Origin of the sequence: Actinosynnema sp. NPDC049800, assembly GCF_040656635.1 — a bacterium.
GTDB lineage: Bacteria > Actinomycetota > Actinomycetes > Mycobacteriales > Pseudonocardiaceae > Actinosynnema.
Genome location: NZ_JBFAMT010000034.1, coordinates 1 through 12,292, shown reverse-complemented (window position 1 = coordinate 12,292; position 12,292 = coordinate 1). Strand labels below are relative to the sequence as shown.

General features: G+C 70.9%; 12 protein-coding genes. 3 read left to right on the top strand and 9 right to left on the bottom strand.

Annotated features, from left to right (window positions below; genetic code table 11):
* Positions 1–147 precede the first annotated feature (147 nt).
* The 3 genes from AB0I91_RS29825 to AB0I91_RS29815 all read right to left on the bottom strand — a co-directional run bounded on the left by AB0I91_RS29825 (position 148) and on the right by AB0I91_RS29815 (position 2,065).
* Positions 148–564, bottom strand: coding sequence for a hypothetical protein (locus AB0I91_RS29825; protein WP_498778030.1), 417 nt, complete (start codon positions 562–564; stop codon positions 148–150).
* Positions 565–592: 28 nt separating this feature from the next.
* Positions 593–1,549 (bottom strand): hypothetical protein, encoded by a 957-nt coding sequence (locus tag AB0I91_RS29820; RefSeq protein WP_499639908.1) that lies wholly within the window; start codon positions 1,547–1,549, stop codon positions 593–595.
* A gap of 66 nt (positions 1,550–1,615) precedes the next feature.
* Positions 1,616–2,065: an HIT family protein gene (locus tag AB0I91_RS29815; RefSeq protein WP_498778026.1), complete on the bottom strand. Its 450-nt coding sequence runs from the start codon at positions 2,063–2,065 to the stop codon at positions 1,616–1,618.
* A gap of 283 nt (positions 2,066–2,348) precedes the next feature.
* Here AB0I91_RS29815 and AB0I91_RS29810 point away from each other — a divergent pair, with 283 nt between their 5' ends.
* Positions 2,349–3,632: an ROK family transcriptional regulator gene (locus tag AB0I91_RS29810; RefSeq protein WP_499609159.1), complete on the top strand. Its 1,284-nt coding sequence runs from the start codon at positions 2,349–2,351 to the stop codon at positions 3,630–3,632.
* A gap of 767 nt (positions 3,633–4,399) precedes the next feature.
* Positions 4,400–5,914 (top strand): cellulase family glycosylhydrolase, encoded by a 1,515-nt coding sequence (locus AB0I91_RS29805; RefSeq protein WP_499639906.1) that lies wholly within the window; start codon positions 4,400–4,402, stop codon positions 5,912–5,914.
* A 162-nt stretch (positions 5,915–6,076) separates the two neighbouring features.
* Here the strand turns inward: AB0I91_RS29805 and AB0I91_RS29800 are convergent, their stop codons facing one another.
* From AB0I91_RS29800 to AB0I91_RS29780, 5 genes are all read right to left on the bottom strand, one after another.
* Positions 6,077–7,534 (bottom strand): peptide MFS transporter, encoded by a 1,458-nt coding sequence (locus AB0I91_RS29800; protein WP_499609164.1) that lies wholly within the window; start codon positions 7,532–7,534, stop codon positions 6,077–6,079.
* A 166-nt stretch (positions 7,535–7,700) separates the two neighbouring features.
* Positions 7,701–7,928: a hypothetical protein gene (locus tag AB0I91_RS29795; protein WP_499639904.1), complete on the bottom strand. Its 228-nt coding sequence runs from the start codon at positions 7,926–7,928 to the stop codon at positions 7,701–7,703.
* Complete coding sequence (locus AB0I91_RS29790) at positions 7,925–9,286, bottom strand: sensor histidine kinase (RefSeq protein WP_498778016.1); 1,362 nt, start codon at positions 9,284–9,286, stop codon at positions 7,925–7,927. Before AB0I91_RS29790 ends, AB0I91_RS29795 begins: the two co-directional genes overlap by 4 nt.
* A complete protein-coding gene (locus AB0I91_RS29785) occupies positions 9,286–9,957 on the bottom strand; it encodes a winged helix-turn-helix domain-containing protein (RefSeq protein WP_498778014.1) in 672 nt (223 codons plus the stop codon). Before AB0I91_RS29785 ends, AB0I91_RS29790 begins: the two co-directional genes overlap by 1 nt.
* A gap of 119 nt (positions 9,958–10,076) precedes the next feature.
* On the bottom strand, positions 10,077–10,364 hold the full coding sequence (locus AB0I91_RS29780) for a hypothetical protein (protein WP_499639903.1): 288 nt from the start codon (positions 10,362–10,364) through the stop codon (positions 10,077–10,079).
* Between the two features lie 213 nt (positions 10,365–10,577).
* On the opposite strand from AB0I91_RS29780, the gene AB0I91_RS29775 reads away from it, so the two are divergent.
* Positions 10,578–11,384: a copper chaperone PCu(A)C gene (locus AB0I91_RS29775; protein ID WP_499639901.1), complete on the top strand. Its 807-nt coding sequence runs from the start codon at positions 10,578–10,580 to the stop codon at positions 11,382–11,384.
* Between the two features lie 78 nt (positions 11,385–11,462).
* Here the strand turns inward: AB0I91_RS29775 and AB0I91_RS29770 are convergent.
* On the bottom strand, positions 11,463–12,292 hold an 830-nt coding region (locus AB0I91_RS29770), incomplete at its 5' end, for an FAD-dependent monooxygenase (protein WP_499639899.1).

Genomic DNA, 12,292 nt, shown 5'->3' with positions numbered 1-12,292 from the left:
AGACGGACGGACTACGACAGCGACCCGAGACGAGAAGTCCCTTTGCCTCCGGCCAGGACTGTGCTGGGGACAGTCGATGGAGGTGGGGCGTGGGCCACGCCGGATCCGACATTAGCGAGACGAGGTGATCGGGTCAACGCCCGGACGTCAGCTTCCGCTGAGGTCTCGCCACCAGTCCGCGTCGATGATCAACTCGTGCGTGTCGAGCAGGCGGCGCTCGAACTCGGCGACGTCGACCGGCGGTGGGACGACGTCCATCGCCGTGGTGACCTCGGCCGGCAGCCTGACGTTGTGGGCCTCGACGTAGTGCGGGAGCCCTTCGGGCCAGACGAAGCGAACGCCGTCGGTCAGCTCCGCACTACCGTTCATCCGCCCGCAGAGACGACATGCCGACGTGCCCGCGGCAGCGACGAACACGCTCCCGCCGCGGAGGTATGCCACCACGCGATCGCGCAGCGCGGCATCGGGTGAGGGATCGACGAACGACCGGACATCGGGCCACCCGGGCGCCTCAGGGCCGAGCCAGTACCCGATCAACCGCAAGCTCCGGGCCGTCGCGTTCACCGCTGGATCATCCGTGACGCTGTGCCGACTACGCGCCGGGGCGGCCCGCTGCCGCGCCCAGACCGTCCAGGTCTATGGAGTACCAGGTCGATCGGAGGAAGGCGTGCAGCACATCGCCTCTGCCGGTGTAACGCAATTGGCGGGCCTCCATGCCGTCGGGCAGGACCACACGACATCGCCCGCCTTCCTGGTGCACCCCGTCGCGGCTGATCCGCAGCAACGTCGCGACGTCGTACTCGGGGCCCGTGCCGCGGAGAAGAGCGAGGTCCGGACCGCGTCGCAGCAGGTGGCAAGCCGACCTGCACGGGGAGGGTCCCCAATCGGTCACCTGCGAGCCGGTAGCGGACAGGACGTGGAACTCGGTGTAAGGGCAGAAGTAGGCGGTCTCACCTTCGACGTTGAGCGAGTAGCAGTCGGAGATGTAGGGCAGACCGGCATCCAGCGGATAGAGCCACTCGGCGGTCAGGTCTCCCCGGAAGCGGGCGAGCCCGTGCCCCTCCGGCCCACTCCCGCCCATCGCCTCGTCGAAGTACCCGACCCAAACCTTGCCCTCGGGTGTGGTCAGCAGCTCCTCGATCGCGTCACCGAGGTGACCGCTGTGCGCGAGCTCGCCGCTGCTGGTCCACACCTCCGCGTTGACCTCGCCGAACCTGCCGGCCCGGGCCGCCACCAGTAGAACGCGCTCCCCGGGCAGCGGTTGCACGAAACGCACCTGTAGGTCGGTCTCGACGTCGACGGCTCCGACAACTCTCCGCCGGCCGCCAACGTGCCAGGTCACCTGTTTCCGGTTGCCGCCATCGCGGTGAGGCCACACGGCGAAGGCCGTACCGTCGGGACCCACGCCTACTGCCTCGGGTTCCCGCATCATCGCGCCCGGATCTGCCGGCATCACGAAGCCGTGACGTCGGAGCGACACGACCGGCAGCTTCAACGCCTCCAACCGCTGCCGAAGGCTCGCCTGGTCACTTTCCGCTTGAGTGCTCATCACCGACATCATCCCAGCTCGGTCACGGCCCGCTGGTCGCTCGGTGGCATGAGCGGACGTGACCGGTCAGTCCGGCGACGCGATGGCGTCTTTGACTGCTTGCGCGTCGCGGTCGAGGAGCGACCTCTCGCGTTCCGGCGGATCGGCCTTGAGGGTCCAGCCGTCTCCGGCGTGACGGGGGATCACGTGAAGGTGGAAGTGGAAGACCGTCTGGAAGGCGGCCTCGCCATCACAGAGGAGGACGTTGATCCCCTCGCAGCGCAGGTTCGAGCGGCGCAAGGCTCGTGCCATGTCGTGACCGACCGACCAAACGTGGGCGCCGGTGGCTCCGTCGAGGTCTTCGAGGCCCGCCGCGTGCTTGCGTGGCACGACGAGCAGATGGCCGGGCGTGACGGGGTTCAGGTCCATGAAGACCACGACGGTCTCGTCCTCGTGCACCACGCTGGCCTCGGCCTGTCGCGCCACGATGGCGCAGAAGACGCACCCCTGTGCCGCCGATGGCGCGTTCGCTGTCATGCGCGCAATGGTCCCGGTGCACCCAGGCGGGTGCTACTTGGTCTCGGTCACGAAGAAGACGTAGATCCGTCTGAGGCGAGCGTGCAAGAGCGCTGACGACGTCCGACCCGTGCCGCCGCCCGGTCGTCTCCGCTGGCGTCGGCCGCGTGCCCGCGCTTTATTAAGTTCGTTATGATAGCTAAACGTGCTGCTAGGTGGGGTTGTCGGCGGACTGTGATCGACGACGGCCCGGATGAGCCCGATGGATGATGTGGTCCGACGAAGCTGGGACTGGGAGGGAACCGTGGCGAGGAGCCCGGTCTGGGCGAACCGGCCGAAGACGCGCGGGCTGGTCCTGGACGTGATCAGGGCGGCGCGCTCGATCAGCCGGGTGGAGCTCGCGACGGCAACCGGTCTCACCGGTGCGACGATCTCCGAGGTCGTGCGCGAGCTCCTGGGCGACGGTCTGGTCGTCGAAGCCGGTCGTGGTGCGCCGACGGGGGGCAAGCCGCGCACGTTGGTCCAGCTGAACCCGCAGGCCCGCTACAGCGTGGGGATCCAGCTGGAGCGCAACACCTGCGTCATCGTGGTCGTCGACCTGGCCGGGCGGCCGGTGGCCCGGACCTCGTTCCAGGGCGTGGCGTCGATGCCGCCGGAGCGGGCGCTGCCGATGGTGGCGGCGCAGGTGGACGCCCTGCTGGCGACGGCGGCCGTCGAGCGCGCCAAGGTGCTCGGGGCCGGCCTGGTCAGCTACGGCCCGCAGGACCGGCGTGCGGGTGTGCTTCTGACGCCGTACCCCACCGCGGAGTGGCACGGCTACCCCGTCGCGCGAGGTCTCGAGGAGAGCCTGGGCTTGCCGGTGCTGCTCGACAACGACGCCGCGGCGGCCGCCATCGGTGAGTACTGGATGGGCGCGGTGGACCCGCGCAGCGCCTATGGCTGCATCTACATGGCGACCGGGATCGGCGGCGGGGTGGTGGTCGCCGGCGAGGTGTACCGGGGCAGCTCGTCGAACAGCGCGGAGATCGGCCACATCTCGGTCGACGTGCACGGCGATGAGTGCCCGTGCGGCAACGTCGGCTGCCTGGAGAACTTCGCCGGCCCGTCGGCGCTGGTCAGGCAGGCGTTGGCGATCCCGGCACTGGCCCGACGACTGGCGCTCGACCCGACCGGTGACGACTTCCTCACCGAGTTCGCCCGGATCGTGGCGGCCGCCAACGCCGGCGACCCGGACGCCCGTGAACTCGTCGAGCGGTCGGCGCGTTACATCGGTCATGCCGCGGTCTCCCTGGCAACCCTGTTCGACCTGGACGTGATCGTGCTGTCCGGGCAGAGCTTCGCGGTGGCGGGCTCGATCTACCAGGCGGTGATCCAGGAGCAGTTGGACCGTCGGGTGTTCGCCCGCGAGGCGCACCCGGTGCGGGTGATGCCGTCGGTCAACGGATCGGACGCGGCGGCGATCGGCGGGGCGGTTCTCGTGCTGCAGAGCGAGCTGATCCCCGGTGACGGCCGCTCCGAGGGCGGGGCGCGGCCGGCGCCCGCCCGAGCGGGTGGCGGTCGAACCGAGAGGGAAGCAGCGCAGACCTGACCGCAGGGCCGGACCGACGCGGCACGTCCGCGCACTGCGGTGACGTCACGGCCGGTGTCCTCGATCGCGGGTCCTGCGCCGAGGATCAAGGCGACCACGCTCGTCGCTCCAGTTCCGCATTTCAAGTTGCCTAACAAAGCGCTGAACTGCGGGTATATCCCGCTCAAGCGGCTTCCCCCAAGGCAGGTGCCACCTCCTGGTACGCCGGTGGAGTTGACTTAGTTCACCTACCTGAGTAACTATCTGAGGGCTCCGACTCCCCGCTGATCGACGAGGAAGTGGGCCACCATGACGCGCTCGAACCCGCAGGACGGCCGGCGCTCGCGCTTAGCCGGAGGCGCCGTGCCGGAGGTCGTCGCCGACCCGGAAGTGCCTGCCGGCGGACGAGTGGACGCCCTGTGGCGCTGGATCGGCTACCGCTCCGTCACCGCGGAATCCGATCCAGTCCCCGGTGAGGGCACCGATCGGGCCTCCCGGCCGGTCGGTCTGCCGCGTCCCCGCGTGCTGGAAGCGACTTCTTCACGGGCGCTCGTCGGACTCCGGTTCGGCTGATCGCTGCACCGCCCTCGGGCTGACAAAGGGTGCTGCGGAACAAAGCCGTCGATTCCGGCGCCACCGCCCCGTCGGCCCTTCCTGCTCGATCTCGTCGGTGGGCGCGCGGTCGGGAACAGCCATCTTCGACCGGGCGTCCCTCTTCTTCCGTCTGCGGAAACCGCTTCCGGACCACACGGTGGCGGACCAGGTGTCACTCGCACAAAGGAGTGCAGATGTTCGAGAAAACCAGAAAACGTCGTGCCTCGATCGCCGCGCTGGGCGCCGTGGTGTCCATCGCGGGCACGGCCCTGGTGGCAGCGGCCGGTGGGTCGTGGGCGAGCGGCGGGAGCGCGGAAGCGGCGTTCGCCTGCCGAGTCGACTACACCACCAACGACTGGGGCAGCGGGTTCGGCGCGAACGTCACCATCTCCAACCTCGGCTCGTCGGCGGTCGACGGCTGGACGCTGACCTACTCCTACGCCGGCAACCAGACCCTGCAACACGGCTGGAACGGCTCCTGGTCGCAGTCGGGCAAGCAGATCACCGTGACCAACGCGAGCTGGAACGGCACCATCGCCGCGAAGGGCAGCGTGTCGGCGGGAGCGAACTTCTCCTACAGCGGCGCCAACGCCAAGCCGACGGGCTTCGCCGTGAACGGCGCCGCGTGCACCGGTGTCGACCCGACCACGACGACGACCACCACGACGACCACCACTCCGCCCGTCGACGGGCCGGCGCCGGAACTGCACGTGACCGGCAACAAGCTGGTCACGGCGGACGGCGTGCCGTACCGGCTGCTCGGGGTCAGCCGCTCCAGCAGCGAGTTCGCCTGCGTGCAGGGCAAGGGCATGTGGGACGGCGGTCCGGTCGACCAGGCGTCGGTGGACGCGATGAAGACCTGGAACATCCACGCGGTGCGGGTCCCGCTCAACGAGGAGTGCTGGCTGGGCGTCCACGGCTCGCCCGGCGGCGCCACCTACCAGCAGGCCGTCAAGGACTACGTCGACCTGCTGGTCGCCAACGGCATCAACGTGATCCTCGACCTGCACTGGACCTGGGGCGCCTACACGACCGGTCCCGACTGGCACTGCAAGGACGAGCACGCGTTGTGCCAGAAGCCTATGCCGGACGCGAAGTACGCGCCGCAGTTCTGGGCCGGCGTCGCGACCGCGTTCAAGGGCAACGACGCCGTCGTCTTCGACCTGTTCAACGAGCCGTACCCCGAGATGGCCGCCAACTGGGACAAGACCCTGGGCTGGCAGTGCTGGCGGGACGGGGGCGCCTGCACCGGCATCTCCTACGAGACCGCCGGCATGCAGGACCTGGTCGACGCCGTGCGCGCCACCGGCGCGACCAACGTCCTCATGCTGGGCGGCCTGGAGTGGGCCAACGACATGCGGGAGTGGCTGGCGCACAAGCCGACCGACCCGTTGAACAACATCGCCGCGTCGTGGCACGCCTACAGCTTCAACGCCTGCGTCACCGAGACCTGCTGGGACACCCAGATCGCACCGGTCGCCCAGCAGGTGCCGGTCGTGCTCGGCGAGTTCGGCCAGGACAACTGCGGCTACGACTACATGGAGCGGTTGGCGGACTGGGCCGACGCGAACCACATCGGTTACCTCGCCTGGACCTGGACCCCGTGGGGCTGCACCACGGGCGCGGTGCTCATCAAGGACTGGGCCGGCACGCCCGAGCCCGGTGTCGGCGAGGGCTTCAAGGCCCACCTGCTCTCGGTCACGCCGTAACCCCCGCATCAGTCGAGACCCGGCCGGCCCGCTGCCTTTTCCGGCGGGCCGGCCGACCCCGCGAGGAGACCGACCCCCATGCCTGCACCGGGCAAGCCCGGCACGGCGGCGACGATGTGGGCGCTCAGGTCCGACGTCACCACGCCGTCGTCGGCTCCCGGCTCAGCGGACGCCGCTCATCAGCTTGCGGATGTGAGGACTGGCCACCGCGAGCACGACACCCAGCACCACCGCCGTGCCGCCCACGAACGCGAAGTACGGAGCCTCGTCGTCCACGCTGTAGTACTTGGCCAGCGAACCCGCCGTGGCGGTGCCGAGCGCGATCGACAGGAAGTTCAACGCCACCATCTGCGTGCGGAACGCGGCGGGTGCGAGCTTGGTCGACAACGACAGCCCGACCGGTGAGAGCAGGAGTTCCGCGACGCTGAACACCAGCAGGATGACGACCAGCGCGAGCAGCGGTGTCGTGTTGGCGGCGCCGCCGGCCACCGGGAGGAACAGCAGGAACGCCACCCCCATCAACACCGTGCCGAGCGCGAACTTGACCGGCGAGGACGGCTGCCGCGGGCCGAGCTTGGTCCACAGGGCCGCGAACACCCCGGCGAGCACGATGATGAAGATCGGGTTGATCGCCATCACCCACGACACCGGCATCTCCCAGCCGAAGAACGTGCGGTCCAGCCGCTGGTCGGCGTAGATCGCCACGACGGTGAACTGCTGCTGGAAGAGCGCGAAGAAGACGAAGCTGGCGAGGAACATCGGGATGAAGCCCACCACCCGCCGCCGTTCCACACCCGTGATCTTCTTGCTGGACAGGATGACCGCGAAGTAGGCCAGCGCCGCCACCAGGATCACCACGACCGCGGTGGTGGCGAGGTTGTCCGGCCGCACCACACCGGTCGCCACCAGCGCGACCACGGCGGCCACCACCGCGACGGCGCCCGCGGCCACCAACGGCCGGCGGCCGGCAGGCAGCGGGTTCGGCACGACGTTCACCCCCTCGGGGAGTTTCCGCCGGCCGAACGAGTACTGGGCGAGCCCGATCGCCATGCCGACGGCGGCCAGCCCGAAGCCGTAGTGGAAGCCCAGTTCCTCCTGGGCCAGGCCGGTCAGCAGCGGCCCGGTGAACGCACCGACGTTCACCCCGAGGTAGAACAGGGAGAACCCGGCGTCACGCCGTTCGTCGCCCTCGGCGTACAGCGAGCCGACGATGGCCGTCGCGTTGGCCTTCAGCCCTCCGCTGCCCAGCGCGACCGCGCACAGCCCGATCCCGACGCCGAGGAAACCGGGCACCAGGGCCAGGGCGACGTGTCCGAACATGATCAGGACCGCGCTGCCGAACAGGACGCGTTCGGATCCCACGAGGCGGTCGGCCACCCAGGCGCCGACGATCGTCGACAGGTACACCACCCCGCCGTAGGCGCCGACGATGCTCGTCGCCGTGGCCTCCGGCAGTCCCAACCCGCCCTCGACCACCGAGTAGTAGAGGTAGATGGTCAGGATGCCCTGCATCCCGTAGAACGAGAACCGCTCCCACATCTCCACGCCGAAGAGGTGCGCGAGGCTTCGCGGATGTCCGAAGAACCCCCGGTCCCCGGTCTGCCGTGACGCCACGCTCATCGCCTGCCCCTTCGTTCGCCGAGGTGGGCCTTGGGGCGCACTCGCGGTGCGCGCTGTCGCCGTGGTGGAGCGGCACCGCTCCCGTCCGAGCGTTCCCGGGTGACGAGGCGTTAAACGGCCGGGCGGACCTCGCAAGGCAACCGCAAGGTCGCCGCGGCACGTAAGGTCAGCGGGTCGGCGTGGCCGGGACCGGCGTCGTCGCGGTCGTCGACGAGGCAGGTGCGGGGGCCGTGGGGTCCGGACGTTGGGTGACGGTCGGCGTGTGCACGGGCGCCACCGTGGAGGTCGTGAGCGGTTGCGGCTCGTCCTGCGCGGTGACGCCGCAGGCGGTGAGGACGCCGCAGAGCGTGAGCACGGCGCAGGCGGTCAGCCCGAGCGCTGGGGTGGTCTTCACCGGCGTGCCTCCGGGAGCTCCACGACGAAGCGGGCGCCGCCGCCGGGGCTGTCCTCGACCCACACCGCGCCGCCGTGCCGGTGGACGTGTTGGGCGACCAGGGCCAGGCCGAGGCCGCTGCCGGTGTCGGTGCCGCGGCTGCCCGCCCGCGTGCCGCGGTCGAAGCGGTGGAAGATGCGGTCGCGCAGCTCGGGCGGCACGCCCGGCCCGGTGTCGTCGACCTCCAGCCTGGCGCGGCCGCCGTGGGACCGGACCGCGACGCGCACCGCTCCACCGGCGTGGCGCTCGGCGTTGTCGAGCAGGTTGTTCACCACCCGGTCCAGGCGGCGGCGGTCACCGAGGACCCGGGGGCCGGGGGGTTCCGTCCGGACCGGGACCTCGGTGCCGGGACGGGACTCCAGCACGTTGTCGACCAACGACGCGAGGTCGATGAGCTCCAGGTCGGTGTCGTCGGCCTGCTGGTCGGCGCGGGAGATCTCCAGCAGGTCCACGACGGTGCGGGCGAACCGGTCGACCTCGGAGGTGAGCAGGTCCAGGGCGCGGCCTGCGGTGCCGGGGATCTCGGCGCGGCGGCGGCGGAGCACTTCGGCCGCGTTCACCATGGTGGTCAGGGGTGAGCGCAGCTCGTGGCTGACGTCGCCGGCGAAGCGGGCGTCGCGCAGCACCCGTTCCTCCAGCGCGTCGGCGGTGGAGTTGAACGTCGTGGCCAGGTGCGCCAGGTCGGGGTCGGTCTGGGTGGGCAGGCGCGCCTTGAGGTCGCCGCCCGCGATGCGGGACGCGGCCCTGGTCAGCTCGGTCAGCGGACGCAGGGCGCGGCCGCTGGCCCACGAGCCCAGCGCGACGCCCAGCAGCCCGCTGGCCACGGTTCCGGTGATCAGCAGGATGCTGAGGAAGCGGAAGGTGCTGTCCAGCTGCACCAGGGGCGCGAGCTCGACGTAGGCGGCGTCGGTGGAGCTGATCGGCAGGCTCACCGCCAGCACCGGGATGCCGTCGACGACGAGTCGTTGCGAGGCCGGTACGCCGCGGCGGCCCAGGTCGACCAGCTCCTCGGGCAGGACCTGCGGATCGATCTGCCGGCCGCTGGTGAGCACCTGACCCGACCGGTAGAGCAGGACGGTGGAGTCGGGGCCGGTGGTCAGGCCGGTCAGCAGCTCTTCGAGCGCGTCGGAGCCGGTGCGCAGGGCCTCGTCGACCAGCCGGACGTTGACCTCGGCCTGCCGGGTGGCGCTCTGCTCGCGCTGGCGCAGCATGTACCCCGAGGCCAGGTTCCACACCAGCACCGCCATCGCGCTGGTGAGCAGCAGCGAACCGGCGCCGAGGACCAGGGCGACCCGCCACCGCAACGACAGCCGGAGCATCAGAGGCCGGCCCGGTAGCCCACGCCGCGCACGGTGACGATCAGTTTCGGGTCGTCGGGGTCGTGCTCGACCTTGCGGCGCAGGCGACGGATGTGCACGTCCAGCAGCCGGGTGTCGCCGAAGTAGTCGTAGCCCCACACCCGCTGCAGCAGCTGCTCGCGGCTGACCACCCGGCCCTCCGCCGAGGCCAGTTCCACCAGCAGCCGGAACTCGGTGCGGGTCAGGTGCACCTCCGTGTTCGCCCGCAGCACCGTGCCGACCTCGGGCTGGACCTCCACGTCGCCCAGGCGCAGGACTTCGTCCTGGCGGCCGGTGCGGCGCAACAGGGCGCGCATGCGGGCGGCGAGCACGCTGGCCATCAACGGCTTGGTGACGTAGTCGTCGGCGCCGGCTTCGAGCCCGGCGATCACGTCGCTCGCGTCCGTGCGAGCGGTGACGATGATGATGGGCAGGTCGCCCTGGGAGCGCAGGGTTCGGCAGACCTCCAAGCCGTCCACGCCGGGCAGCATCAGGTCCAGCAGCACCACGTCGAACGTGGTGGTCCGCAACAGGTCCAGGGCGTCTTCGCCGGACACCGCGTCGGTGACGGCGAAGCCCTCGTCGTCGAGCGCGAGCCCCAGGGCCTGCCTGATGTGTTCGTCGTCCTCGACGAGCAGCACGGAGAGCGTCATGCCTCGATTGTCGGGTCAGGGCGGCCGGCCCGCCGCGTCGGATCGCGCCGCGGCGGCACTACGCAAGCCGATTGGAAGGTACGGCCCGGATCACCACGTGCGTGGTGCCCGGGTTCCTCTCAAGCCTGGGGGTACACGCCGAAGTGGATCCGGCCCGCGTGCCGCCTGCGCACGTCGAGCACCTTGCCCGACAGCGCCCGCGCGGCGCGGGGGTCGAGGAAGACGCGGGCGTCGTCGCGGACGACCACCACGTCGTCGACCGCCGGGTGCGGCTGGATGGACAACTCGAAATCGCGGTCGTCCGCGTGGTCGGCGCACGCGATCCGCAGTCCACCCTGACGTCCGACCCCGGTGGCCGCGGTCAGCTCGTCGATGGCCCGGGCGGCCGTGGTGTCGATGTCGATCACGATCTGTCGCCTCCGTCGCTCGGTGGTCCGGTCACCTCCGAGGCTAGGTTCCCGTTCCCGTGCTCGGACGGATCGGCGTTGCACCGCAAGGAGATCGTCAGCAAGTCACCCCGCAGCCGGCTGGATCGCAAGGTTGTCGTCAGGTTCACCTTGCGATTACCTGACGGTGGGGCACAGGTGTTGCGGCGCGTCGCCGGTGGGTAGCCGTCGACTATGGACCGTCTGCGAGCCCTTGTTCTGCGAGCCGTCGTCGCCGCGGTCGCGGTGGCGGTGGTGTCCTGCGGTGAGCCCCAGCGCCAGTTGGAGAGCGGCACGATCGGGTCCAACGGGCAGGTGGGCGACGTCGAGTTGCGCAACGTCGTGGTCGAACCTCCGCCGGAGCACCGCTGGCGGCCCGGTGACGACGCGACGGTCTGGTTGACGCTGCTCAGCCGTGCGGACCACGCGGACGCGCTGGTGGCGGTGCGGAGCGGTGCCGCGACGCGGGTCGAACTGCACGCCGACCGGGACTGCGACGGGACGAGTGAGCCGGTGGACCGCATCGAGGTGCCCGCCGAGGGCGCGACGGCCGGCGCCGCCTCCGCCTACCACCTGCGGCTCGTCGACTTCACGAGGGAAGTGCTCGCCGGCACGACCGTGCCGCTGACGTTCGTGTTCGAGCGCGCCGGCGAGACGACGCTGGACGCGATGGTCGAGGCGACCGGTGACGGTGACCTGATGCCGCCGCCCGTCTGCGAGAGCTCACCGACCTCGGCTCCCGCCACCGCGACGGAGACCTCCACACCTGCCCGCGCCGAGGTGACGCTGCGCGGTCGGGTGGAGGCGGGGGTGGAGGCCGGTTGCCTGGTCCTGGCGACGGAGACCGGGCAGTTCCTCCTGCTCGGCGCCGACCCGGAGGTGGTGCGAGCGGGTGCCGATGTCGTCGTGGAGGGCGTGGCGCAGCCCGGCCAGGCGACCACCTGCCAGCAGGGCACCCCGTTCGCCGTGCGGGACGCCCGCCCCGCGCCGCCGACCCGGTGAACCCAGGGGGAGACCCGCCGGGCGACCTCGTTCCCCGGCTCCACCGGACCACCACCTCCAGGGTCCACGGCCCGGTGGTCAGCCGGCCAGTTGGAGTCGGCGCTTGAGCAGGCGGCTCACGGGTGGCAGCGCGGCGGTGCGCAGCGGTAGGTCGCGCAGCCACAGCCGGAACGGGTCGGCGGGTGCGTAGAGCCCTTTGACGCGGCGGCCGAGCTTCTGCTTGCGGCGCACCTCCGGGCGCAGTTCGGCCTCCCAGCGTGCCAGGGCGGTGGTGATGTCGGGTTGTTGTTCCAGGGCGGTGCCGAGGAGGTCGGCGCCGCCGACGGCCAGTGAGGAGCCGTAGCCGGCGAAGAGGGTGACGCACCAGGCGGCGTCGCCGAGCAGCACGACCCGGCCGTCGCTCCACCGGTCGAGCACGACCTGGCTGAGGGTGTCGTAGTAGACGGAGTCGGCGGTGCGCAGGCGGGTGAGCAGGTCGGGCACGAGCCAGCCCAGGTCGCCGAAGACCTCCGGCAGCGTGGTGTGCGGTCCGGCGGCGAGGTCGCGGGCGACGTCGTCGGTGCGGAAGCCGAAGAACGCGGCGGCCCGGTCGTCGCCGAGGCTGATGACGGCGACGGTGCGGCCGCGCGAGGTGAGGCTGGCGGTGGCGCCCTCGGTGAGGAAGTCGGGTCGCCGGTCCATCATGAACACGCCGACCACGTGGCCGAGGTCGAGCAGGTGGTCGCGTTCGGGTCCGAACACCAGGGACCGGGTGTGGGAGTGCAGGCCGTCGGCCCCGACGAGCAGGTCGGCGGTCTCGGTCGAGCCGTCGCTGAGGGTCACCCCGACACCGCCCGGGTGCTGCTCGATCGCGGTGACGATGGTGGCGAAGCGGAGGTCGGCGTCGTCGCGCACCGCGCGGTAGAGGA